Origin of the sequence: Cyanobium sp. Lug-B, assembly GCF_024345635.1 — a bacterium.
In the GTDB taxonomy this organism is placed as follows: domain Bacteria; phylum Cyanobacteriota; class Cyanobacteriia; order PCC-6307; family Cyanobiaceae; genus Cyanobium; species Cyanobium minutissimum.
The window spans coordinates 1-17,995 of record NZ_JAGQBM010000038.1 but is presented as its reverse complement, the minus strand read 5'-3'; the positions used below and the strand labels follow the sequence as shown (position 1 = coordinate 17,995).

Annotated in this window: 25 protein-coding genes and 1 tRNA gene; 14 read left to right on the top strand and 12 right to left on the bottom strand. The window is 69.6% G+C overall.

Going from position 1 to position 17,995, the window contains the following annotated elements; all coding sequences use genetic code 11:
- Window positions 1-50 precede the first annotated feature (50 nt).
- Together KBY81_RS10395 and KBY81_RS10390 are read left to right on the top strand one after the other, a co-directional pair.
- On the top strand, window positions 51-2,678 hold the full coding sequence (locus KBY81_RS10395; RefSeq protein WP_254976434.1) for a bifunctional diguanylate cyclase/phosphodiesterase: 2,628 nt from the start codon (window positions 51-53) through the stop codon (window positions 2,676-2,678).
- The gene (locus KBY81_RS10390; protein WP_254976433.1) at window positions 2,675-4,474 is read left to right on the top strand and encodes a GGDEF domain-containing protein; all 1,800 of its coding nucleotides are present in this window, start codon (window positions 2,675-2,677) and stop codon (window positions 4,472-4,474) included. The genes KBY81_RS10395 and KBY81_RS10390 overlap by 4 nt, the downstream gene beginning before the upstream one ends.
- Here the strand turns inward: KBY81_RS10390 and KBY81_RS10385 are convergent.
- Window positions 4,456-4,986, bottom strand: coding sequence for an NAD(P)H-dependent oxidoreductase subunit E (locus KBY81_RS10385; RefSeq protein WP_219904248.1), 531 nt, complete (start codon window positions 4,984-4,986; stop codon window positions 4,456-4,458). The two genes, KBY81_RS10390 and KBY81_RS10385, sit on opposite strands and share 19 nt — an antisense overlap.
- Window positions 4,987-5,124: 138 nt before the next feature.
- On the opposite strand from KBY81_RS10385, the gene KBY81_RS10380 reads away from it, so the two are divergent.
- The 3 genes from KBY81_RS10380 to KBY81_RS10370 all read left to right on the top strand — a co-directional run bounded on the left by KBY81_RS10380 (window position 5,125) and on the right by KBY81_RS10370 (window position 7,850).
- Complete coding sequence (locus tag KBY81_RS10380; protein ID WP_181280128.1) at window positions 5,125-5,271, top strand: hypothetical protein; 147 nt, start codon at window positions 5,125-5,127, stop codon at window positions 5,269-5,271.
- Between the two features lie 128 nt (window positions 5,272-5,399).
- On the top strand, window positions 5,400-7,376 hold the full coding sequence (locus KBY81_RS10375) for a bifunctional diguanylate cyclase/phosphodiesterase (protein WP_254976432.1): 1,977 nt from the start codon (window positions 5,400-5,402) through the stop codon (window positions 7,374-7,376).
- A gap of 60 nt (window positions 7,377-7,436) precedes the next feature.
- Window positions 7,437-7,850 carry a VOC family protein gene (locus KBY81_RS10370; protein ID WP_254976431.1) on the top strand — a complete coding sequence of 138 codons (414 nt, stop codon included), beginning with the start codon at window positions 7,437-7,439 and terminating at the stop codon, window positions 7,848-7,850.
- 31 nt (window positions 7,851-7,881) lie between these two features.
- Here the strand turns inward: KBY81_RS10370 and KBY81_RS10365 are convergent, their stop codons facing one another.
- The 4 genes from KBY81_RS10365 to KBY81_RS10350 all read right to left on the bottom strand — a co-directional run bounded on the left by KBY81_RS10365 (window position 7,882) and on the right by KBY81_RS10350 (window position 9,905).
- The gene (locus KBY81_RS10365) at window positions 7,882-8,166 is read right to left on the bottom strand and encodes a hypothetical protein (protein WP_106221489.1); all 285 of its coding nucleotides are present in this window, start codon (window positions 8,164-8,166) and stop codon (window positions 7,882-7,884) included.
- A gap of 79 nt (window positions 8,167-8,245) precedes the next feature.
- Window positions 8,246-8,929: a DJ-1/PfpI family protein gene (locus KBY81_RS10360; protein ID WP_254976442.1), complete on the bottom strand. Its 684-nt coding sequence runs from the start codon at window positions 8,927-8,929 to the stop codon at window positions 8,246-8,248.
- 173 nt (window positions 8,930-9,102) lie between these two features.
- The gene (locus tag KBY81_RS10355) at window positions 9,103-9,822 is read right to left on the bottom strand and encodes a DUF2459 domain-containing protein (protein ID WP_254976430.1); all 720 of its coding nucleotides are present in this window, start codon (window positions 9,820-9,822) and stop codon (window positions 9,103-9,105) included.
- Window positions 9,822-9,905 (bottom strand) — tRNA-Leu (locus KBY81_RS10350). The genes KBY81_RS10355 and KBY81_RS10350 overlap by 1 nt, the downstream gene beginning before the upstream one ends.
- 41 nt (window positions 9,906-9,946) lie before the next feature.
- Between KBY81_RS10350 and KBY81_RS10345 the strand changes: the two genes are divergently transcribed.
- The 5 genes from KBY81_RS10345 to KBY81_RS10325 all read left to right on the top strand — a co-directional run bounded on the left by KBY81_RS10345 (window position 9,947) and on the right by KBY81_RS10325 (window position 12,500).
- Window positions 9,947-10,186, top strand: coding sequence for an NAD(P)H-quinone oxidoreductase subunit L (locus KBY81_RS10345; RefSeq protein ID WP_216915774.1), 240 nt, complete (start codon window positions 9,947-9,949; stop codon window positions 10,184-10,186).
- A gap of 3 nt (window positions 10,187-10,189) precedes the next feature.
- Window positions 10,190-10,525: a DUF3007 family protein gene (locus KBY81_RS10340; protein WP_106221495.1), complete on the top strand. Its 336-nt coding sequence runs from the start codon at window positions 10,190-10,192 to the stop codon at window positions 10,523-10,525.
- Window positions 10,526-10,588: 63 nt separating this feature from the next.
- Window positions 10,589-11,434, top strand: coding sequence for a tryptophan synthase subunit alpha (gene trpA, locus KBY81_RS10335; protein WP_254970627.1), 846 nt, complete (start codon window positions 10,589-10,591; stop codon window positions 11,432-11,434).
- A 112-nt stretch (window positions 11,435-11,546) separates the two neighbouring features.
- Complete coding sequence (locus tag KBY81_RS10330) at window positions 11,547-12,185, top strand: DUF938 domain-containing protein (RefSeq protein ID WP_254976429.1); 639 nt, start codon at window positions 11,547-11,549, stop codon at window positions 12,183-12,185.
- Between the two features lie 48 nt (window positions 12,186-12,233).
- Window positions 12,234-12,500 (top strand): YciI family protein, encoded by a 267-nt coding sequence (locus KBY81_RS10325; protein WP_254976428.1) that lies wholly within the window; start codon window positions 12,234-12,236, stop codon window positions 12,498-12,500.
- 12 nt (window positions 12,501-12,512) lie between these two features.
- On the opposite strand, the gene KBY81_RS16635 is transcribed toward KBY81_RS10325, so the two are convergent.
- Both KBY81_RS16635 and KBY81_RS10315 read right to left on the bottom strand, forming a co-directional pair.
- Window positions 12,513-12,992 carry a c-type cytochrome gene (locus KBY81_RS16635; RefSeq protein ID WP_315858514.1) on the bottom strand — a complete coding sequence of 160 codons (480 nt, stop codon included), beginning with the start codon at window positions 12,990-12,992 and terminating at the stop codon, window positions 12,513-12,515.
- The gene (locus KBY81_RS10315) at window positions 12,989-13,351 is read right to left on the bottom strand and encodes an AbrB family transcriptional regulator (protein WP_015110844.1); all 363 of its coding nucleotides are present in this window, start codon (window positions 13,349-13,351) and stop codon (window positions 12,989-12,991) included. Before KBY81_RS10315 ends, KBY81_RS16635 begins: the two co-directional genes overlap by 4 nt.
- 103 nt (window positions 13,352-13,454) lie before the next feature.
- Between KBY81_RS10315 and KBY81_RS10310 the strand changes: the two genes are divergently transcribed.
- Window positions 13,455-13,931, top strand: coding sequence for a GNAT family N-acetyltransferase (locus KBY81_RS10310; protein WP_106221502.1), 477 nt, complete (start codon window positions 13,455-13,457; stop codon window positions 13,929-13,931).
- Between the two features lie 17 nt (window positions 13,932-13,948).
- Window positions 13,949-14,500, top strand: coding sequence for a Nif11 domain/cupin domain-containing protein (locus KBY81_RS10305; RefSeq protein WP_254976427.1), 552 nt, complete (start codon window positions 13,949-13,951; stop codon window positions 14,498-14,500).
- On the opposite strand, the gene KBY81_RS10300 is transcribed toward KBY81_RS10305, so the two are convergent.
- From KBY81_RS10300 to KBY81_RS10280, 5 genes are all read right to left on the bottom strand, one after another.
- Window positions 14,406-14,957 (bottom strand): phosphate-starvation-inducible PsiE family protein, encoded by a 552-nt coding sequence (locus KBY81_RS10300; protein WP_254976426.1) that lies wholly within the window; start codon window positions 14,955-14,957, stop codon window positions 14,406-14,408. The genes KBY81_RS10305 and KBY81_RS10300 overlap by 95 nt on opposite strands.
- Complete coding sequence (locus tag KBY81_RS10295; RefSeq protein ID WP_254970617.1) at window positions 14,957-15,226, bottom strand: hypothetical protein; 270 nt, start codon at window positions 15,224-15,226, stop codon at window positions 14,957-14,959. The genes KBY81_RS10300 and KBY81_RS10295 overlap by 1 nt, the downstream gene beginning before the upstream one ends.
- Window positions 15,227-15,316: 90 nt before the next feature.
- Complete coding sequence (locus KBY81_RS10290) at window positions 15,317-15,658, bottom strand: hypothetical protein (RefSeq protein WP_106221510.1); 342 nt, start codon at window positions 15,656-15,658, stop codon at window positions 15,317-15,319.
- Window positions 15,659-15,667: 9 nt separating this feature from the next.
- Window positions 15,668-16,090: a YkvA family protein gene (locus KBY81_RS10285; RefSeq protein WP_181280129.1), complete on the bottom strand. Its 423-nt coding sequence runs from the start codon at window positions 16,088-16,090 to the stop codon at window positions 15,668-15,670.
- 97 nt (window positions 16,091-16,187) lie between these two features.
- The gene (locus KBY81_RS10280; RefSeq protein ID WP_254976425.1) at window positions 16,188-17,108 is read right to left on the bottom strand and encodes a sigma-70 family RNA polymerase sigma factor; all 921 of its coding nucleotides are present in this window, start codon (window positions 17,106-17,108) and stop codon (window positions 16,188-16,190) included.
- 219 nt (window positions 17,109-17,327) lie between these two features.
- On the opposite strand from KBY81_RS10280, the gene KBY81_RS10275 reads away from it, so the two are divergent.
- The gene (locus KBY81_RS10275) at window positions 17,328-17,816 is read left to right on the top strand and encodes a DUF2214 family protein (protein ID WP_094584798.1); all 489 of its coding nucleotides are present in this window, start codon (window positions 17,328-17,330) and stop codon (window positions 17,814-17,816) included.
- Window positions 17,816-17,995 (top strand): hypothetical protein (locus KBY81_RS10270; RefSeq protein ID WP_254976424.1); only part of this gene is annotated, 180 nt, incomplete at its 3' end. The genes KBY81_RS10275 and KBY81_RS10270, both read left to right, overlap by 1 nt.

The following is a 17,995-nucleotide window of genomic DNA, read 5'->3' as shown; positions in this document are numbered from 1 at the left end:
CGCCGCCAGATGAGCGCCAACCCCGGGAGTGGAGCTCGCCGGTGGCTGCCGTGCTGGCCGTCGGGGTCTTCGCCACCGGCCTGCTCACCTGGAGCAGCATCCAGCAGAGCAGCCATGGACACGGCCGCTGGGAGCAACCCGCCGCCGATCTCGTCGTTGCCGCCCTGCATCGGAAACTGGCGGGCACCGAATCGGTGCTGCGGGGTCTCGTCGGCCTGCAGATGGCGTCCCAGGAGGTGACCCTCGGGGAGCTGCAGCGATTTGTCGCATCCCTGGAGAGCGATGGCCGCACCCTGGAGGGCATCAGCACCCTGGGCTTTGCGACGGCCGCCTCCGGGCGGGCCCAGATCGGGCTGATCGCACCGATGGACCCCGGCAGCCGCACCCTGCTGGGGACGGATCTCTGGTCGTGGGTGCGCGGCGCCGGCAAGGAGCCCGGGCAGGCCCCCGCCCCCCCCGAGGGATGGCTCCGGCCAGGCCGTTCCCGGCCGGGGGAGCCAGCCTTCCTGGTGCAGATCCTGCCCTTCGGCGGCAACCCCGGCACGGCCATCGCGGGGTCGCCACCGGCGACGCGCTGGGCCTTCGCCACCCTGCCGCTTCGGGATGTGATGCGGTCGGCCCTGAACCACCCGCTGATCCGGCTCGACCAGCCCGTGGACCTGCAGCTGTACCTCGGCGATCGCGCCGAACCGGCCCAGCTCCTCTACGACTCCCGCAACCTGCCTGCGGCCGGCATCCTGCCCCACGCCCACGCCCACAGCCTCGACATCGGAGGCCAGCGCTGGCTGCTGCTGGTGCACCCCGTCCATGGCCCCACGTCCCGGCTGCCCACCTGGTGGGCCGGGCTGCTGCTGGGTCTGACGACCAGCGTGCTGGCCGCCCTGCTGACCCGGGAGCTGCTGCGCCGGCACCGACGGGCCGAACAGGAGGGCCGCCGCCTGGGGGAGCTGCGCAGCCAGCTGGAGGAGAGCCTCCACTGGCTTGGCCTGCATCGCCGGGCCTGCTCCCTGATCCAGGAGGGGATCGTGGTCACCGGCGGCGACGGGGCGATCCTCTGCTGCAACGAGGCCTACGTCAGGATCACCGGCTACCCGGAGGAGGAGCTGGTCGGCCGCAACCCGCGCATCATGGGCTCCGGCTATCAGTCGAAGGGGTTCTATGCCGCGCTGTGGGAGCAGCTGCTCGCCAGCGGCCACTGGGAGGGGGAGATCTGGAACCGCCGCCGGACCGGTGAGGTCTATCCGGCCTGGATTCGGATGGGCGTGGTGCGGGACGGCTCCGGGGCACCCAGCCACTACATCGCCGCCCTGGCCGATCTGACCGTCCTGCGGGAGAAGGACCGGCAGCTGGAGTATCTCGGGTTCCATGACCCCCTCACCCGCCTGCCCAACCTGCAGATGGCCGAACTGCGGCTCGGTCAGCTGTGCCAGCAGGACCAGCCGCTGCTGGTGATCTGGATCGAACTGGACGGCATCAAGCGCATCGAGGAAAGCTTCGGCCCGGCCAAGGGGGATCGGTTCGTACAGATCGCCGTCGATCGGCTGGGCCACTTCGTGGGACCTGCGGACGTCCTGGCCCAGGTCGGCCGGAGCGAGTTCCTGATCGTGCACGCGCTGGAGCCGGCCGACGCCACGGCCCTGCAGACGGCCAGCGCCCTCATGGCCGCCTTGACGGATCCGACGGCTTCCGAGGGGGTGGATCTGGCCTTGTCAGCCTGGGCGGGGGTGAGCTGCTTCCCCCAGGACGCCAGGGAGCCGGAAACCCTGCTGCAGTTCGCCGCCACGGCCCTCGCCCAGGCCAGACGCCAGGGGCCCCAGGCGGTGCTGCGGTACGCGGCCGAGATGACGGTCCGGAGCCGCCACCGTCTGGCGATCGAAGCCCACCTGCAGCGGGCGGTGGACGCGGACCAGCTTCAGCTTCACTACCAGCCCCAGGTGGATGGCCAGGGGGCGTTGCTGGGGGCCGAAGCCCTGCTGCGCTGGCGCAGCCCGAAGTTCGGTTCGGTCTCCCCCCTGGAGTTCCTGCCCATCGCCGAAGCCAGCGACCTCATTCACCGGATCGGCGAGTGGGTGCTGGAGGAGGCCTGCCGTCAGTGGCAGCTGTGGGTGCAGGCTGGTCTGGACCCCGGCCGGCTGGCCGTGAACCTCTCCACCCGCCAGTTCCAGGATTCCCACCAGACCGTGCCGCAACTGGTGCAGGCCTGCCTGAGCCGCACGGGGCTGGAGGTGGCCCGGCTGGAGCTGGAGATCACCGAAAGCTGCCTGATGCCGGCCCTCGGCACCCGGGAGCAGCTGCTCGGCTTGAACACCATGGGGGTGGAACTGGCGATCGACGATTTCGGCACCGGTTTCTCCTCCCTGAGCACCATCCACCGATTCCCGATCCACAAGCTCAAGATCGACCGATCCTTTGTGGATGGGGTCGACACCAACCCCACCTCCCAGTCGATCGTGCGCGCCACCCTGGCCATGGCGAAGGGTCTGGGGGTGGACGTCCTGGCGGAGGGGGTGGAACGTCCCGAGGAGCTGGAGTTCCTGGTCCGCTGCGGCTGCCCGGCCTTCCAGGGCTACCTGTTCAGCCGCCCCCTGGCCGCCGCTGACTTCGAGAACCTGCTCCGCCGGGGCGCGGCCGTCGGCCCGGTGGCGGGCGCCGAGCCGGCGACGGTCCCCCGACCATGAGAGCCCCCCGCCCCACGAAGACCGTGCGCCAGGGGGGTCTGCTGGCCCTGCTGGCCGGGCTGGCGGTGCTCGGCAATGTGTGTGCGCTGCCGCTGTTCTTCGGCATTCAGATCCTGCTGGGATCCACCGTTCCCACCCTGATCCTGCTGTGGCGGCGCGGCTGGTGGAACGTGGCGGTCGCCCTGCTGGCGAGCGTCTACACCTGGAAGCTCTGGGGCCATCCCTGGGCCATCGTGATCTTCAGCGCCGAAGCCCTGTGGCAGGCGGTGTTCCTCAATCGTCTCAACGGTCCGCCGGAGAACGACCTCAAGGGTCGAATCATCCTGGCCGAGATCGCCTTCTGGCTCCTGGTCGGCGCGCCGATGGTGTTCTTCTTCTACGGCGTCGTGCTGCAGATCGATCCGGCGAACGTGGCCGTGACGGCCGCCAAGCAGGCCGTGAACGGCCTGGCCAACACGGTGGTGGCCTTTCTCCTGTTCGTGCTGCTGAAGGTGTGGCACAACCGCAGGGGCCAGGGACTGCTGCCCCTGCGGGGCCTCGTCTTCTCCGTCGTGCTGGCGGCCTTCACGTTGCCGTCCCTGGCCCTCACCTTCCTGTCGGGCAACCTGCTGCAGGGGTCGGCCCAGGAGGGGGTGCTCGACAACCTGCGGACCGTCGCTGACGCCGCGGCCCGGATCACCCCCAGCCAGCTCGGGGAGCCCACCCGGGGACTGCCCGCCAGCCCCGGTGCGACGGCGTTCCTGCTCATCGACGCCGAGGGGCAACGGATCAGCTCCAACCCGGGACTGTTCCTCCGCCTGGAGAACCACTTCGTGCCGGCCCCGCAGCGGTGGATTCAGCCCGATGGGCTGCAGATCCTGGTGCCCAGTGGCCCGCGCCCCGCCCTCAAGCTGTGGATCCAGGGCTACTGGAGCACCACCCTGACCTCCGGCCGCCATCTGGTGCAGGTGGTGCAGCCCGCCGGACCGGTGGTGCTGAAGCTGCAGGCCCAGAGCACCACCCTGCTCACCACCTCGTTGTGGCTGATGCTGCTGGGGGTCCTGCTCAGCGAGTTGATGGCCGGCCTGGTGGAGGGGCAGATGCGGCGGCTGCGCGCCTCGGTGCCGGAAGTCAGCCACGAGCCCCCCGGCCTCGCCAGCGCTGCCGAGACTGTGGGGGGTGGTGGTGACGGCAGCGTCATCGCCGAAGTGCAGGGCCTGATAGGCCGTCTCCACGAGCACCTGCGCAGGGAAGCGCGGCTGAGCCAGGATCTTGCTGCCATGGGCGAGCGCTTCCGGCAGAGCAGCGAGCAACTGCGACGGCTCTCAAGCACCGATCTGCTCACCGGGGCCAGAAACCGCTCCGAGCTGGAACGCAGCCTGAAGCTGATCAGCCAACGGGCCGCCGACTGCACCGTGCCCCTTTCCTGCCTGGCCTTCGCGGTGCAGGGTCTGCGGCCGATCAACACCGTGCTTGGCCGAAAGACCGGTGATGAGGTCCTGCAGCGGCTGATCGCCAGCGTCAGGCACCTGCTGCACGCCAACGACGAACTGTTCCGCATCGGAGGCAGTGAATTCCTGGTGCTGCTGTGGGATCAGCCGCTGGAAACGGCCCGGACCACGGCGGAACAGATCCGCAGGGTCGTGAACGAAACGGCCCTGCCGGTGGGACACGGGCCCTCCCCCGGGCTGGCCATGAACGCGGGGGTCAGCCTGCTGGCGGCCACCGACACCAGCGGTCAGGCCATGCTCTCGCGGGTGGAGCTGGCCCTGAACCAATCCAGGGATCTGGGGGCCAATCAGGTGGTGGTGCGCTGAGGCACGCCGGCGGCCTCCAGCCGGGCGTCCAGTTCCTCGGGCTGGTCCACTGGCAGCCGGGTCACCAGCTCCCCGTCCACCACCAGCACCGGCGCCTGGCCGCAGGCCCCCAGGCAGCTCACGTGCTGCAGGGCCCAGACGCCGTCCCCGGCCGGGTCATCGAGGCGCACCCCGAGACGCTGCTCGATGCGGGCCGCCACCTGCCCGCCACCCTTCACGTAGCAGGCGGTGCCCAGGCAGATGGCGCACCGGTGGGCGGTGGGGGGCTCCAGACGGAACAGGTGGTAGAAGCTGGCCACGCCGTGGACGCGGCTCAGGGGCAGCCGCATGGCGACGGCCACCACCCGCAGGGACTCCGGCGAGAGATAGCCGTGGATCTCCTGCACCTGGTGCAGCACCTCGATCAGGGCATCGGCACGGGCCCCGTGGCGACGGACCACCTGGGCGATGCGCGGATCGTCGTCGCCCGCGGCGGCGGCGGTCGGGGCGGCTGTGGCGGCGGAGCGGGTCATGCCTTGGGTCTCCCACGTCCTCTTGCTAGCCACCGCTGCAGGGTTGGTCAGCTGCGCGTTCGCTGCACGGCCGCCGCCAGGAGTGCGGCAGGCTCGGGAGGCTTACCTATAATCATTCTTGATGTGGACGCCCGGGCCATGACCCCCCTCCTGCGACAGGTCCAGCTTCAGGCGGCGATGTTGGGCATGGCCCTGCTGTTCGCATCGGCAACCCTGGCCTGTGAGAAGCACCTCAAGGGGCACCAGAACAGCGCCGAGACCCAGGCGGAAGGCCTCAGCCGCTGAGGCCTGCAACCACCGACAGACCGGTGGGATTGGCGGCTCCGTGATTGTCAGCTTCATTCGTCAGTCACCACAATTTGGTTCCTCTCCAACGTCACTATCGATCACGGTTGGTCGTCCTGGCTACGGCCTTGATCGGCCTTTTTCTGGTGGATCTGCTTCTGTCGAGGCGCCTGGGAATCAGCCTGTATCCGTACTACTGGGTCCCCGTCGTTCTCGCGGCCCTGTTCGCCACGCCCCGCCAGGTGGGCTGGTTCACGAGCCTGGCGATCATCCTGACCATCGTCTGGTCCCTCTTCTCTCCCCAGGCCACCACCGTGAAGCTGCTGCTGCGGCTGGCCGGCCTGATCGGGATGGCCTGGGTCGCGATGCACCTGTCCCGGGAACTGCGGGAGAAGGAACGCAGCAACCGGGAGCTGAAGGACCACTACCAGCTGCTGGCCGAGAACGCCCCCGACGTGGTCCTCAGCAGTGATCGGCAGGGACGGATTTCCTGGGTGTCCCCCTCCGTGCTGCAGCTGCTGGGCCACGACGCCCGCGACCTCAGGGAGCGGAGCATCGCCGAGCTGGTGCTGGAGCCGGACCGCGCCCGCCTGGATCGGGCCATCGGTCAGGTTCTGCAGGGGCAGAACAGCGGCTGCGATCTGCGCTTCCGTGCCGCCGAGGGCGACGGCCGCTGGATCTCCATGGCCCTGCGGCCGGTGCATGGGCCCGATGGCGCGGTGACCGGCATGGTGGGCAGCTGGCGTGACATCCAGGGCGAAGTGGACGCCCGTCTGGCGGAGGAGCGCACCAAGGCCGCCCTGGCCGCCTCGGAGGAACGGCTGCGGCTCACGATGGAGAACACCTCCACCGGCATCGCCCTGCTCGGCGCCGAGGGCCATGTGCTGTCCATCAACCCCGCCGGCGGGGGGCTGCTCGATCGGAGTCCGGCCGACCTGGAGGGACTCACCTGGCCGTCGTTCTCACCGCCGCAGGACCGGGACAGCGAAGCCCCGCTGATGGCGGAACTGCTGGAGGGCCGGCGCCGCTGCTACCGGCTGCGCAAGCGCATCCTGCAGGGGGAGCGGCCTCCCCTGTGGGTCGACTGCAGCGTGTCCTGCTGCCGCCGGCCCGACGGCAGCCTGGCCTTCGTGATCGCCCAGTTCAACGACGTGACCGACATGGTGCAGGCGGAGGTTGCCCTGGCCACTTCAGAGCAGCGTTACCGACTGCTGGCGGAGAACTCCAGCGACGTGGTGCTGCTGATCAAGGAGGGGCTGGTCAGCTGGATCTCCCCTTCGCTCACTTCGATGCTGGGCTGGCTGCCGGAGGACTGGATCGGCCATCCGCTCAGCCGCTTCATCCCCGCCAACGAGCATCCGGTGCTGGAGCGGGACCTGCGGACCCTGGCCGCCGGCGGCACGGTGGTGCGCCGGCTGCAGGCCCTGTCCCACGACCGCAGCCATCGCTGGGTGGAGCTGCATGCCAGTCCCCACCGGGATTCCCAGGGCCGGCTCGACGGCATCGTCGGCTCCTTCCGCACGGTGGACCAGGAGGTGGCCGCCGAGCGGGAACTGGCCCGCCGGGCCTGCACCGATGAACTGACCGGCCTGGTGAACCGCCATGAGGCCCTTGAGCGCATCACCGCCATTGCCGGCCGGGTGCTGCGCAAAGGGGACGCCACCGCCGTGTTGTTCTGCGATCTCGACAACTTCAAGGAGATCAATGACACCTTCGGCCACGTGCCCGGCGACGAACTGCTCCGGACGGTGGCCTCCCGGATCCGCACCGGTCTGCGCAGCGGCGACATGGCCGCCCGCATCGGCGGGGACGAGATGGTGGTGGTGCTGCAGGGGGTGCGGGGGCTGGGCGATGCGGTGACCATCGCCGAAAAGCTCCGCCGGGCCGTGGCCGAGCCGATCGTCACCAGTGCCGGCAGCCTCTCGATCACCCTGAGCATCGGGGTGACCATGGTGCGGCCGGGCGAAAACCCCGACGAGATCATCTCCAGGGCCGACCATGCCATGTACCGGGCCAAGCAGACCGGCCGCAACCAGGTGCTGCCCTTCAGCGAACACACGGACAGCGCCGATGGCCGCAGCGTCACCTGGCAGCCCGTGCTCTGAGTTGCTGCTCCTGCAGGCATGACGTAGACCGATTTCTGCGCGCAGAGAATCGAGAACGCCATGGGCAGCATCAGGATCGTCGGCATCGACCATGTGGTGCTGCGCTGCAGGGATCTGGAGCGGATGGAGCGCTTCTACATCGATGTGCTCGGCTGCACCGTGGTCCGACGCAATGAACCCCTGGGCCTGATCCACCTGAAGGCCGGCAGCGGCCTGATCGATCTGGCGGCGGTCGATGGGGAGCTCGGTCGCCGGGGAGGGGCGGCGCCGGGGGCGGAGGGGCACAACCTCGACCACATCTGTCTGAGGGTCGAACCCTTTGACGAAGCCGCCCTGCGGGCCCATCTGAGCCGTCAGGGCATCGAGGCCGGCCCCCTGCATCACACCTACGGGGCCGAAGGAGTGGGGCCGGCCATCTACCTGGAGGATCCGGAAGGGAACAGCGTCGAGATCAAGGGACCGCCGGAACACTGATGGCCGGAGCCCTCACGGGCTCCGGGTGGGTTCAACCGCGCCAGGTGGGCACACCACCGTGGGCCAGGGTGCCGCGTTGGCGCCAGAGCGCCGCCGCAGTGACATCGATGCCGTGACATTGCGCCAGATCAGCCGCGTTCTGCGGCGAATCGGATGCACTCAGGGCAGCGGCAAACTGCGGATCGCGACGCGCCAGTTCCTTCACCAGATGGAGGGCTTCGGTGGCGTTGGCATGGGGCTGAACAGCAACCTCGATGGGAGGCGTTTCAAGGGTGGATTCGTAGGTGGATTTGCTGGTGAATTCGCAGGTGGACATGGGATTTCCTCTCCTCTTTTCCTGACCCTAATGGATCGGAATCGTCAGCGAGATAAGTGGAAACACCCATCCCATCGCTTCATGATGCCGAACAAGATGATCTGAAATAGGATGATCCCTTCCCACGACTGGCGGCATCGCCATAAATTCTCGTCGCCGGGAAGTATTCCGACTCCAATTGCACTGTTGCCGTCACATCTTCCCCGGCAGTTTCCGCAATGAAATGCAGCGTGAGATCGATGCCGGAGGAGATGCCCGCCGCCGTCCAGATGGCCCCGTCTCGGGTGAAGCGTTCCTCCACCACCTCCACGTCGCCGAGGGCCCGCAGGCGATCGAGGGAGGCCCAGTGGGTGGTGGCCCGCCGGCCGCTGAGCAGGCCGGCGGCGTGCAGCAGGAAGGAGCCGGTGCAGACGGAGAGTACCGCCCGGCAGCCGGCCGCCTGGCGCCGGATGAAGGCGATCAGCTCGGGGTTGGCCACCTCGGTGCGGGTGCCCTGGCCCCCCGGCACCAGCAGCACATCCAGCGGTGGGGCCGTGGCGAAGCTGGCGTGGGGCAGCAGCAGCATCCCCTTGGCACAGGTGATCGGGGCCTCCTCCTGGCCGATCAGCAGGCACTGGCTGGGGCCGCCGGGCTGGCGCGCCCAGATCGTGGCCATCTCCCAGGGGCCGACGGCATCGAGTTCCTCCACCCCGGGGAACAGCACGATCCCGAAACGGCCGGCGGTGGCACCGGCAGCGGCACCGGAAGATAGGGCTGAATCCATCGTCACCTCCACCCGCGGGCCCGCGTCAGAGGCCGCCCACGCCCCTCATCAAGACGCAAGGCTGAACAGCAGCTGCAGCAGGGCAAAACCCGCCAGGCAGGTGGCGGCCAGCAGAGGTGCGACATGTACCAACTTCGGGATCCCACGATGTCTCCGGTCTAGGCCGGGTGAGCTCACCGGGAAAGCCCGACCAACCGGCGGGTGTGGAGAGCCACAGACACAGTTGGAGATGAACTTTTGTCCTGGTCGGCGACAGCCCGGAAGCCGAGCAGACGCCCCGGCACCTGGGCGGCGACCACCACCCCGGTCGCTCCGGTGGCGAGGCCGGCCTCCTGGAGCCGCCCCACGGTCCACCCGTTGCAGTTGCGGGTCCAGAGATAGGTGCCATGGGCCGGGACAAAACGCCCCCCCTGGCCGGGCCGCCGTGGCAGGGCGGAGAGGCGCTCGCCGTCGCGGTCGCGCCGGGCGCTGCGCTCCAGGGCGGTGAGGAGGGCCCGCAGGGTGGGGGCCTCCACCTGCCGCTCCCAGACGGCGACCGTGCCTACCAGCCGCGGCGGATCGGGATGGCCGGCGAGGAAGAGCACCGAGTCGGTTGGCAGGAACAGGGCGGACACCAGGGCCTGGGGGCCGCGCTCTCCCCCGTGGAAGTAGCGCCGATCGCCCCAGGCGAACTCCAGGAACGGCGCCGCTTCGGCCCCCGGTGGACCGAGCCTCCAGCCGGGTGGCTGCTGCGCCACGATCGCGGTGTGGTGGCCCCAGTCCACCACCAGCACCGTGTAGCGCCCCGCCGGTGGCTGGGGCAGCCGCACCAGGGGAGCACGGGGCTCGGGCACGACGGCGGCATGCAGCAATGGCCGTCCCACCAGCTCCAGCAGGACCCAAAGCAAAGGCATGGGGGCAGGGGGACTTGAACCCCCACAGCCTTTCGGCCTGCGGATTTTAAGTCCGCTGCGTCTACCAGTTTCGCCATGCCCCCGCGGGGAGATCCTAGATTCGCCCCACTTCGCGACATCCCCGGTGGCCCTGAGCAGCCTGCCGCTCGACACCCTGCTGGTGATCGGCGCCTACCTGGCCCTGGCCGGCGCCTACCTGCTGGTGGTGCCCCTGGCCCTCTACTGGTGGATGCACAAGCGCTGGTACGTGATGGGCAAGATCGAGCGCACCGCCATCTACGGAATGGTGTTCCTGTTCTTCCCGGGGCTGATCCTGTTCGCCCCCTTCCTCAACCTGCGCATGGCGGGCCAGGGCGAGGCCTGAGCCGTGACCCGCGCACAGGCGATCCTGCTGGGCCTGGTGGTCTTCGCCATCGGGGGTGGTGGCTACTGGGTGTTCCGCTCCAGCGGCCTGGAGGGCTTCTCCCCCGGCATCGCCGCCTCGGCGCTCCTCATGCTGGTGGTGCTCGGCTGGACCGCCAGCTACCTGCTGCGGGTGGTGGGCGGCAAGATGACCTACATGGAGCAGCGGCGCCGCTACCGGGCCGCCTACGACGCCGTCACCGACGAGGAGCTGCAGCGCAAGTTCGACGCCATGAGCCCCGAGGAGCAGGCCAGGCTGCTGGCCGAGGTGGGGCAGCTCCAGGCCGATGCCGAGATGTGAGCGCCCCCGGCGGCCCACGGACGACCCCATAGGCTCAGGAACACCGTCCCGCCCTCCGGCCCGATGAGCGTCGCCGCCACCGCCGGCCCCAGCACCGCCCCCACCCTGATCCAGGAACGCTTCACCGCCCTGCGGGCCCAGGGGCGCTGCGCCCTGATGCCCTTCCTGATGGCGGGCGATCCCGATCTCTCCGTCACCGCCGCCAGCCTGCTGGCCCTGCAGGCCGCCGGCGCCGACCTGATCGAGCTGGGTATCCCCTACAGCGATCCCCTCGCCGACGGCCCGGTGATCCAGGCCGCCGCCAGTCGCGCCCTGGCCGCCGGCACCACGCCCGGCCGGGTGCTGGAGATGCTGGCCTCCCTGCGGGGCCGGCTGAACGTGCCGGTGGTGCTGTTCACCTACAGCAACCCCCTGCTCAACCGGGGAATGGACAGCTTCTGCCGTGAGGCGGCCGCCGCCGGGGCCGCCGGGCTGGTGGTGCCCGACCTGCCGCTGGAGGAGGCCCAGAAGCTCTCCGCCATCGCCGCCGGCCACGGCCTGGATCTGGTGCTGCTGGTGGCCCCCAACACCCCGGCCGAACGCATGGCCCGCATCCATGCCGCCAGCCGCGGCTTCACCTACCTGGTGAGCGTCACCGGGGTGACGGGGGTGCGCACCAGCCTGGAAGACCGGGTGGGCCCCCTGGTGGGGCGGCTGCGGGAGCTGGGCCCCACGCCGGTGGCGGTGGGCTTCGGCATCGCCACCGGTGAGCAGGCCTTCCAGGTGCGCCGCTGGGGCGCCGATGGCGCCATCGTGGGCAGCGCCCTGGTCCGGCGTATGGCCGCGGCCCACCAGAGCGGCGCCGATGTGGCTGCCGATGCCGGCGCCTTCGTCGCCGAGCTGCGCACGGCCCTCGACCAGCCGCTCTGAGCCAGCCTCAGAGGGCAGGGGCGCAGGCGCCCAGGGCCAGGGCCAGCAGCAGGGCGGCGAGCAGGGCTGGAACACGCATGGCCATGGGGCAGCTGCCCCCCATGATGGGCCGATGGACGTCGATGCCCTGCCGTTCTCGCCCGCCTGCCTGCGCAACCAGGGGCCGATCCTGTCGCTGCTGCGCCGCTGGCTGGCCCCCGGCGCGCGGGTGCTGGAGGTGGGCTCGGGCAGTGGCCAGCACGCCATCCACATGGCCCGCCATCTGCCGGGGGTCCGCTGGCAGCCGAGCGAGCGGCAGGAGGCCCTGGCCGGCCTGGCCGCACGCATCAGCCTGGAGGGCGGGGAAGCACTGGCCCCGGGTGCGCAGGTGGCGGCGCCGCTGCTGCTGGATGTGACCCAGCCCCAGTGGCCCGCGGGCCCCTTCGAGGCCGTGTTCACGGCCAACACACTGCACATCATGCCGGCCGCGGCGGTGCCCCACCTGCTGGCGGGTGGCGCCCGGGTGCTGGCCGCTGACGGCCTGCTGCTGATCTACGGGCCGTTCCGCTACGGCGAGCGCCACACCGCCGCCAGCAACGAAGCCTTCGACGTCCACCTGCGCCAGCTGGATCCGGCCATGGGGGTACGCGACGCCGAGGCGATCCAGCGCGAGGCCGCCGGCCTGGGGCTGCACCTGCAGGCCGATGCGTCGATGCCCGCCAACAACCGGCTGCTGGTGTTTCGGAAGAACGCCGAGGGACGCGGGGGATGAAAGGCTGAGGAGCGTTCACCTCGACCCGGCGGCCACCGCCGTTCGCCCATGAAATTCGTCCTCTGGGGCACCTACTGCGCCGACGTTCTCGAGCGCCGCATCCCCTTTCGGGAGGAGCACCTGGCCGGACTGAAGCGCCAGAAGGAGGAGGGCGTGCTGGTCACCCTGGGCCCCACGGCCGACACCCGCTTCGTGTTCGGTCTCTACGAGGCCGACGACCAGGAGACGGTGGAAGGCCTGGTCAAGGGGGACATCTACTGGCGCCAGGGCATCTGGACCGCCGTGGAGATCCACCCCTGGATCCAGGCCTTCTGAGCCCGCAGGGGATCAGGCCCGGGGCCAGCCGTCGAGGGCCTGCTGCCACACCCAGGCCGCCACCGCCTCCGGCCCGCCCTCGCCCAGGGACTGGGCATAGCCACCCATCTGGCCGATACCACCGGCGGCGATCGCGGCGATGGCGTCCGGGGAGGCGACCCCGTTGCGCTCCAGGGCCGCCAGCTTGAGGGTCTTGCCACGGCGGATGATGTTGCCCCCCTGGAGGTGGCAGCCGGCGCAGTGGGCCCCGAACAGGGAGCTGCCGGCATCGAGAACGCTCACCTGGAGCACGCCGCCATCGATGACCTCCGCCTGAGGGACCTCCGCTTCAGGACCGGGGGACCCGGACGAGGGTGATGAGACGGGCGGTGACAGGGGTGGTGAAACGGCAAAGGCCGCCCCGGGAAAGCCGAGGGCGGCCGGAGGCAGGACCAGGGCCAGCAGCAGCAGCAGGGCCACCAGAAACGACACCAGCCGACGCCAGATGATCAATCCTCGTCGTCGGCGCTGCCGGCGGGGATCAGGCGGATCTGCTTGCGGCCCAGCTTGATCTCGAACTCATCGCCGGGCTTGAGATCCAGCATGGCGGTGTAGGCCTTGCCGATGAGGAGATTGCCGTTGCCCTGCACCGTGGCCACGTAGCTGAGCTTGCGCCCGCCCTTGCCCACCTTGCCGGCCGCACCGAACTCGACGCCTTTGGCTTCGAGCAGGGCCTCGTAGAAGGCGGTGAAGTTCAGGCGCTCGGCGCCATCCTTCTTGGTGGAAACATAGCCACAGGCCCGAACGATCTCGGACTTGCCGACATCGCCGAGCTCCTTGACCTTGGCCAGCAATTCCGATCCAGTCAGCATGGTATGTAGGTGGAGGCAGGTGTGAGGTTAGGTGTAAAACATACACCAGCGCGATCAGCCTTCCGCCGATAGCGGCCACCATCAATGCACAACGACCGCCTCGATGCTGCCGATCCGTCCTCTGCGTCCCGATGATTGCCAGCAGCTGATCGCCGTTTATCACGAAGCGGTCATCAGCCAGGCCGGGAACCTCTACAGCCCGTCGCAGATCGAGGCCTGGTCACAACAGGCCGGTCGCAATGATGACTTCCGGTCGTCATTGCTACGCGGCCATGGGTTGGTGAGCACCACCCACCATGACGACACGATCATCGAGGCATTTGCCCTTCTCGATCCCGTCGACCGGCTCGCCCTGCTCTACTGCCGGGGCCGCTCGAGTCGCCAGGGGCGGGCCAGCGCCCTGCTGGAGGCCCTGGAAGGGCACGCCCGCTCGCGGGGGGTGGCTCGCCTGCGCACCGAGGCCAGCCAGCTCTCCCGGCCCCTGCTGGAGCGGCGGGGCTGGGTGGTGGACGCCGAGGAGACGGTGACGCTCGGCGGCGTGGCGTTCCTGCGCTGGCGGATGGGCAAGGATCTGCTCTGACGCCCGTCCTGCGCCCGATGGCCGAAGCCCAGCTGCAGCAGTTCCTGGAGAAGGTGCGCCAGCTCCAGGCCTTCGTGGCCCTGAGCGAGGCCGACCCCGCCCTGCGCCAGGCCCTGCGGGACTGCGGTGACCACCATCAGGTGGTGGCCCTGGCCCGCTCCCGCGGCTTCGAGATCGGCCGCCGCTGGGGGGAGACGCCGCCGGAAGAGGGGCCCGCGGCCGACGCGGCGGATGGCGGGGCCTCCCTGGTGCGGAGCCCCTGCCCCGCCGACGGGGAGGAGGTCACCACCGTGCTGCTGCAGACCCCCCAGCTGCGGCTGGTGCGGATTCACTCGTGCAACGCCCGCAGCCCCGAGGGCTTCTGGTACGACCAGGCGGACGATGAGTGGGTGGTGCTGCTGCAGGGGAGCGCCACATTGCAGTTTGCCGATGAGGCCGAACCCCATGCCCTCGCCTGCGGTGATGCCCTGCTGATCAGTGCGGGCCGTCGGCACCGACTGCTGGCGAGTGACCCGCCGCCTGGAACGATCTGGCTGGCCCTCTTCTGGCCAGCTCTTCCCGTTCCCTGACCTCCCGCTCATTCGCCTCCCGCTCATTGACCTGGCGCACCATCCAGAAGGCGGCCGCCAGGCACAGCACGGCCACCCCCAGGCCCACCACCAGCATCGGCTTGTTCTCGGCATTCGGAGGCAGCACGATCACCTTCCGGGCCACGGCGGTGATCGCCGTGAGCAGCACCAGCTCGATCTGCACCACGTGGCGGCGCAGGTAGGAGGTGATGTTCTGCAGCACCTCGATGGCGATCAGCAGGTTGAGCAGATCGCCCAGCACGGCGATGAGCCCCTCCCCCTCCCAGCGCACGGCGGGATCGAACAGCTGGAAGAGCAGTTCAACGGAGAACTTGAGGGCGGCCACCACCAGGACCAGGAACAGCATCACGGCCAGGAGCTTGGCCACCAGGCGCTCACCCCGGTCGATCAGGTGGAGGAAGGGCTTGTCCTGGAAAATCCGCTGCAGACGTCGCATCAGTTCTTGAAGGGCTGGAAGTTCGGCTGGGCCGGTGTGTCACTGGGGGGATTCTCGATCACCGTGTCGCAGGTGACGGAGCCGTCCGGCCCGGTGACGCAGTTGGTGGGCTTGATCTGGGTTTCCGGGCCCACATTGCCACCGCGCTTGAGCATGAAGGACTCCACCTGGGCCTGGGCCGCGGGGGAGAAGCAGAGACCACTGACCAGGGCGGCGGCGGCCCCCATGGACCAGGGAAGGACGCGGCGGGAGACGGCGGAGGCGTTCATGGCGGTGGGCGTCGGCAGGGGCCGCAGGATCGTTCAGCCCCCACTCTGGAGGCTGGTCGCCTGGCCCGCCAGCACGGATGGCCAGGCCGTTCAGGCCCCGCCGTCCGCCCGGATCTCCTGCAGCAGCAGGTCGAGCTGTCCCATCGAATCCTGGAGCAGGCCATCGTCTCCAGCGGAATCCGCAGCGCCGCCGGGCTCCTCGCAGAGCCAACCGGCTTCGATGGCACAGAGCCGTTCCGCCAGACCGGCCGCCCCCTCGCGGCAGTAGGTGCGATGCAGTTCGTCGATCAGCACCGGCATGCGGATCGAACCGGCCCGCAGGGCCCGCCGCAGATCGGACTGGGTGCGGCCACTGAGGCGCAGCCAGTCCTTGAGGAGGCTCTGCAGCTCATCGAGCTGCTCCGGACTGAGGGTGGGGGCGGAGGCGGGCATCGCCGGACCCTACCCCTGCCGGCGGGACAGGGGAAACCAGCGGTCGAGCCGGGTCTGGGCCCGGGCGCGGATCGCCGGGGTGCGATGGGTGCCGCACAGCCCCAGCAGGGCGGTGAGGGCCACCATGTCGTCGCTGAAGCCGGCCGCCGGGATGAAATCGGGGATCACATCGAGGGGCAGCAGCAGGTAGGTGAGGGCCGCCAGGACGGTCAGGCGCACCTGGGGCGGCGTGCCGCCATCAAGCAGCAGCTCCAGGCACTCGAAGGCCGGACGGGCGATGGTGCGGCCGGCGCGGCGCAGCAGCCGCACCAGCAGGGCCTCGTCGACCACCGAACTCTCGAGCACCTCGGCATCAACGGGGTCGTGGCCGGCACCGCTCTGATGAGCGGCGGCCTGGTCAGCAAAGGCAGTGGCCGAAGGGGCACCAGCCATGGCGATCTGCTCGGGAGGAGGGACACGCCTCAGGACGGGCGTGACGTCATTCTGCGGGCGCTGGAGGTGGGTGGACGAGGGGCGGATCCCCCACCCTTCACTCCTCGACCAGGCCGCTCTCGATGCCGGTCTTGCGGAGCTTGCGCAGGGCACGCTGCACCACCTGGCGGCAGTACTCGCGGCTGCACTCCAGCTGACGGGCCACCTCGGCCAGGGTGCGCCACTCGTGGCTGCCGTCGAGCCCGAAGCGCAGCATCACCACCGTGCGTTCCTTGGGGGTGAGGTTGGACTTCTCCAGCAGCGTCCATACTGACTCGGTGCGCTCGGCCTGCTCGGCCCGCTCCATCGGCGCCGGCTCGTTGCTGGGCAGCACGTCGACCAGCTCGGAGGGATCGGCCTTGGAGCGCACGGCCCCCTGCAGGCTCACGGTGACGCTGCGCAGCTCACAGCCCAGCAGATCCTCCACCTCGGCCACGGGCAGCCCCATGGCGGTGGCCAGCTCGGCGGCGTTGGGGGAGGAGCCGTGGGACTGGAGGTGACGCGCCTTGGCGGCCCGCAGCCGGGTGAGCTTCTCGTTGACGTTGACCGGAATCCGGATCGTGCGGCTCTGGGTGGAGAGGGCACGGTTGAGGCCCTGGCGAATCCACCAATAGGCATAGGTGCTGAAACGGTGACCGCGGGTGGGGTCGAACTTTTCGACCGCGCGCGTCAGACCGATGGTTCCTTCCTGGATCAGGTCCAGGAGATCAAGACCCTTGCCTTGATAACGCTTGGCGAGGTTGACGACGAGCCGCAGGTTGGCTGTCACCATTTGCTGTTTTGCGCGCTCCCCGGTGCGCAACGTGCGCTTCTCGAGATCATCGAAATCGCAGGCAGGGCCGCTGCCACCGGCCTGGGCGCAACGTTCGTTGAGGCTCACCATCGCCTGCACTTTCCGCCCGAGCGTGAGCTCCTGCTCAGGGGTGAGCAGCTGATGGCGGCCAATCTCGCCGAGAAAGGCACTGAGGGAACTCGCCATAGAGCATCTGAATCGCTCTGTCGAACCTAGGGTTGTTTCCGGATGTTCCTGAAACGAACAGAAAGCCTTCAGTGTTCCGTTGCGGCTTCCACATACGACGCCCTCCAGCGTCCGTTGTTTCCATAATTTGTGCTGATTTCCTCTTTCCAGGGCCGCCCAGGGTTCCCGGTGAGCGGGAGCCAGCCGCTACCGTCCGGGGCGATCACCTGACTCCAGCCGATGGCCGGGCTTCTCTCCATCCCCTCCGAGGTGCTCTCCAGCGCCGGAGTGGCCTATGTCCACTACCTGAGCTTCATGGTCTGCTTCGGGGCCCTGGTGCTGGAGCGGCGCCTGATCCGGCCCGACCCTGACCGCAAGGACGCGATCCTGATGGTGATCACGGACGTGACCTACGGCCTCGCCGCCCTGGGGGTGCTGCTCAGCGGCATCCTGCGGGTGCTCTATTTCGGCCAGGGCTCCAGCTTCTACACCGAGAACCCCCTGTTCTGGTGGAAGGTGGGCACCTACCTGGCAGTGGGCGCCCTCTCCCTCTACCCCACCATCACCTACATCCTCTGGGCCATCCCCTTGCGCAAGGGGGAGCTGCCCAAAGTCAGCGAGGCCCTGGCCAACCGCCTGCGCTGGGTGCTCAACATTGAGCTGGCGGGCTTCGCCGCCATTCCCCTGATGGCCGCCCTGATGGCCCGCGGCGTCGGACTGGCGGGCTGATGGTCCGGCGCTGGCGGCTCCGGCTGGTGCTGGGAGGCGCCGCGGCGGCCCTGCTGCTGCCGTCGCTGCGGCTGGCGGCAGTGGCGGCCTCCAACACCCCCACTGCCGCCACCGGCCCCACCTGTGCCCCCGGCCGGGCCAGCCGGCCGATGGAACCCAGCCGCCCTGGGGCCGCAAAG

Excerpts from the sequence above, each read along its gene's own strand:
- KBY81_RS10285 (WP_181280129.1), bottom strand. The coding sequence starts at position 16,090 with ATGGCTGGTGCCCCTTCGGCCACTGCCTTTGCTGACCAGGCCGCCGCT.
- KBY81_RS10330 (WP_254976429.1), top strand. The coding sequence starts at position 11,547 with ATGGACGTCGATGCCCTGCCGTTCTCGCCCGCCTGCCTGCGCAACCAG.
- KBY81_RS10325 (WP_254976428.1), top strand. The coding sequence starts at position 12,234 with ATGAAATTCGTCCTCTGGGGCACCTACTGCGCCGACGTTCTCGAGCGC.
- KBY81_RS10370 (WP_254976431.1), top strand. The coding sequence starts at position 7,437 with ATGGGCAGCATCAGGATCGTCGGCATCGACCATGTGGTGCTGCGCTGC.
- KBY81_RS10310 (WP_106221502.1), top strand. The coding sequence starts at position 13,455 with ATGCTGCCGATCCGTCCTCTGCGTCCCGATGATTGCCAGCAGCTGATC.
- KBY81_RS10360 (WP_254976442.1), bottom strand. The coding sequence starts at position 8,929 with ATGGATTCAGCCCTATCTTCCGGTGCCGCTGCCGGTGCCACCGCCGGC.
- KBY81_RS10275 (WP_094584798.1), top strand. The coding sequence starts at position 17,328 with ATGGCCGGGCTTCTCTCCATCCCCTCCGAGGTGCTCTCCAGCGCCGGA.
- KBY81_RS10295 (WP_254970617.1), bottom strand. The coding sequence starts at position 15,226 with ATGAACGCCTCCGCCGTCTCCCGCCGCGTCCTTCCCTGGTCCATGGGG.
- KBY81_RS10280 (WP_254976425.1), bottom strand. The coding sequence starts at position 17,108 with ATGGCGAGTTCCCTCAGTGCCTTTCTCGGCGAGATTGGCCGCCATCAG.
- KBY81_RS10380 (WP_181280128.1), top strand. The coding sequence starts at position 5,125 with ATGACCCCCCTCCTGCGACAGGTCCAGCTTCAGGCGGCGATGTTGGGC.
- KBY81_RS10390 (WP_254976433.1), top strand. The coding sequence starts at position 2,675 with ATGAGAGCCCCCCGCCCCACGAAGACCGTGCGCCAGGGGGGTCTGCTG.
- KBY81_RS10315 (WP_015110844.1), bottom strand. The coding sequence starts at position 13,351 with ATGCTGACTGGATCGGAATTGCTGGCCAAGGTCAAGGAGCTCGGCGAT.
- KBY81_RS10305 (WP_254976427.1), top strand. The coding sequence starts at position 13,949 with ATGGCCGAAGCCCAGCTGCAGCAGTTCCTGGAGAAGGTGCGCCAGCTC.
- KBY81_RS10290 (WP_106221510.1), bottom strand. The coding sequence starts at position 15,658 with ATGCCCGCCTCCGCCCCCACCCTCAGTCCGGAGCAGCTCGATGAGCTG.
- KBY81_RS10365 (WP_106221489.1), bottom strand. The coding sequence starts at position 8,166 with ATGTCCACCTGCGAATTCACCAGCAAATCCACCTACGAATCCACCCTT.
- KBY81_RS10355 (WP_254976430.1), bottom strand. The coding sequence starts at position 9,822 with ATGCCTTTGCTTTGGGTCCTGCTGGAGCTGGTGGGACGGCCATTGCTG.
- trpA (WP_254970627.1), top strand. The coding sequence starts at position 10,589 with ATGAGCGTCGCCGCCACCGCCGGCCCCAGCACCGCCCCCACCCTGATC.
- KBY81_RS10300 (WP_254976426.1), bottom strand. The coding sequence starts at position 14,957 with ATGCGACGTCTGCAGCGGATTTTCCAGGACAAGCCCTTCCTCCACCTG.
- KBY81_RS10385 (WP_219904248.1), bottom strand. The coding sequence starts at position 4,986 with ATGACCCGCTCCGCCGCCACAGCCGCCCCGACCGCCGCCGCCGCGGGC.